Consider the following 2,382-nt stretch of genomic DNA (forward strand, 5'->3'; position numbering starts at 1 on the left):
GCAATATTTTCATTTGCAGATAATGAGGTTGTTATACCCGCAGTAGTGTTGGAAGAGGTAGACTCAAAAAAACGTTATATGGATGAAATAGGTAGAAATGCGAGGCAAGTTTCAAAGCTGATCGATAATATGCGACAAACAGGGAAACTGCACGAAAAAATCCAGCTTGAAACAGGTGGAAGCCTGCGGATTGAATTAAATCATAGATCCTTTCATGAGCTTCANNTCAGGAGATCTTTGTTGAAAAAACAAATGATAACCGCATCTTGGCAGTTGCCAAAAATCTCTCCTTAGAAGAACAATCAAAGGAAAATGGGAAACAAGTCATTTTAGTAAGTAAGGATGCATTGGTACGTGTAAAGGCTGATGCATTAGGGTTACAATCCGAAGATTTCTTAAGTGATCGAGTTGTTGAGGTTGATCATATATATTCGGGGTTTCTCGAGATTTATATAAACCGTAACCTTCTTGACCTCTTTTATGAAAAAGGGGAACTTCACGTAACAGAGTTAGTCAATCACCCATTTTATCCAAATCAATTTATCCTTTTAAAAGATGCATTAGGAGGCTCATCGTCTGCTATTGGGATTGTCGATAAGGCGGGTAAAGTGGTTAAGAAACTTCATTTTAAACAGGATCATATTTGGGGTATTAAACCAAGAAATGTGCAGCAAACAATGGCTTTTGAACTATTATTAAGAACTGATATTCCGTTGGTGACGTTAATAGGGAAGGCTGGAACAGGTAAAACCTTGCTAGCACTTGCAGCTGGACTTATGCAGACAGAGGATTTAGGACAATATAAAAAACTTTTAGTCGCCCGCCCGATTGTACCTGTAGGTAAAGATATTGGGTTCCTTCCTGGCGAAAAACAGGAAAAGCTTAGGCCGTGGATGCAACCAATCTTTGATAATCTAGAATATTTATTTAATACGAAAAAACCTGGGGAATTGGATGCCATTTTAGCAGGCATGGGTTCAATCGAGGTTGAGGCCCTGACTTATATCAGAGGAAGAAGCATACCTGAGCAATTTATCATCATTGATGAGGCGCAAAATTTAACCAAGCATGAGGTTAAAACGATACTCACGAGAGTAGGGGAAAAGAGTAAAATCGTGTTTATGGGTGATACTGAGCAAATTGACCATCCATATTTGGATGAATATAATAATGGGTTAACATATGTTGTAGAGAAGTTTAAGGACCAAAAGATTGCTGGCCATATTCGATTAGTAAAAGGAGAAAGGTCAGGACTTGCACAATTAGCAGCAGATATTCTTTAAAAGAAAGAAGCCTGTCACGCCATGACAGGCTTTATTCCTATATTTATTCAATAATAAACCTAGTAATATTTTTTATCGGGTTTTCACGATTTGACCCATCACCGAAATAAAAATGGACAGGACCATCTTCACGTAAAGGCTTACCTTCTTTTGAAAAACCAAGAACACCAGCATATGCTTCACTAAGTGAAATAGTTGTTTCTTGATCCTTTTGCACAATTGTCAATGTAGCAGCATCCTCAAAAGGTTCCGCATTTTTAATAAAATCCCCAAATGGGATTCCAAATGTACCAGTTAGAACTTTTTCCTTTAAAAACTTTTTCTCCGTCTTTAAAGTGGGGGGATAAATCGCACCTTCACGGATTTCTCTATCCCAGTGCTTTGAAACTGATTTTGTATATTCGCTTAAATCTTCCTCTACGATTTGATCTGACTCGAAATATGTAAGTAAATCTACTCTACGATCATCAAAAATCCACACACTTGGGTCAAGTGTAATTTTATACTTTGTCTTTCCTTCAATCATAATAATTGAGTTCATAAAACAATCATTCCTTTCAATCATATTATAGAGGTTTTAAAACGTAATAGGAAGTATCAGCTCTTTCATTATCTTAATAAATACACTATTTGTTAATGAAAACCAATTTTAAGAGTAATAGTCTTATCTATTTATTCTTGCAATTTTACTGTATACAGGTTAATATTTATAGATAGGATTAGGTATAGCTTCGGAAGCGGAGGGGTTATAAATTGACTTCAGAGATTTCGGTGAATCATCGTGAAAAAGCATTGTCTTTACTAAAAGCAGATGCTGATAAGATATTAAAACTTATTAAAGTTCAAATGGATAATTTAACAATGCCACAATGTCCACTATATGAAGAAGTACTTGATACTCAAATGTTTGGATTATCCAGGGAAATAGATTTTGCAGTAAGATTAGGATTAATAGAGGGGCTTGAAGGAAAAGAGCTAATCTCAAAACTTGAGCGTGAATTATCCGTTCTTCATGAAGCTTCAACCCGAAAATAGGTAACCTATAGATAAATCAACTCAAATTATCCGGGACATTGGATAATTTGAGTTTTTTTATAAG

2 protein-coding genes and 1 pseudogene are annotated in these 2,382 nt (G+C 35.7%); 2 read left to right on the forward strand and 1 reads right to left on the reverse strand.

Features of this window, described 5'->3' with window-relative positions:
* Positions 1-1,283: pseudogene (locus V7147_RS23455) on the forward strand (PhoH family protein); the annotation flags it as partial.
* Between the two features lie 43 nt (positions 1,284-1,326).
* On the opposite strand, the gene V7147_RS23460 reads toward V7147_RS23455, so the two are convergent.
* Positions 1,327-1,824: a peptidyl-prolyl cis-trans isomerase gene (locus tag V7147_RS23460; protein WP_335370214.1), complete on the reverse strand. Its 498-nt coding sequence runs from the start codon at positions 1,822-1,824 to the stop codon at positions 1,327-1,329.
* Positions 1,825-2,036: 212 nt separating this feature from the next.
* Here V7147_RS23460 and V7147_RS23465 point away from each other — a divergent pair, with 212 nt between their 5' ends.
* Entirely contained in the window at positions 2,037-2,318 is a 282-nt protein-coding gene (locus tag V7147_RS23465; RefSeq protein ID WP_335370215.1) for a YlaN family protein, read from the forward strand.
* Positions 2,319-2,382 lie beyond the last annotated feature (64 nt).

Source organism: Bacillus sp. JJ1521 (assembly GCF_036965165.1).
Lineage (GTDB): Bacteria > Bacillota > Bacilli > Bacillales > Bacillaceae_L > Ferdinandcohnia.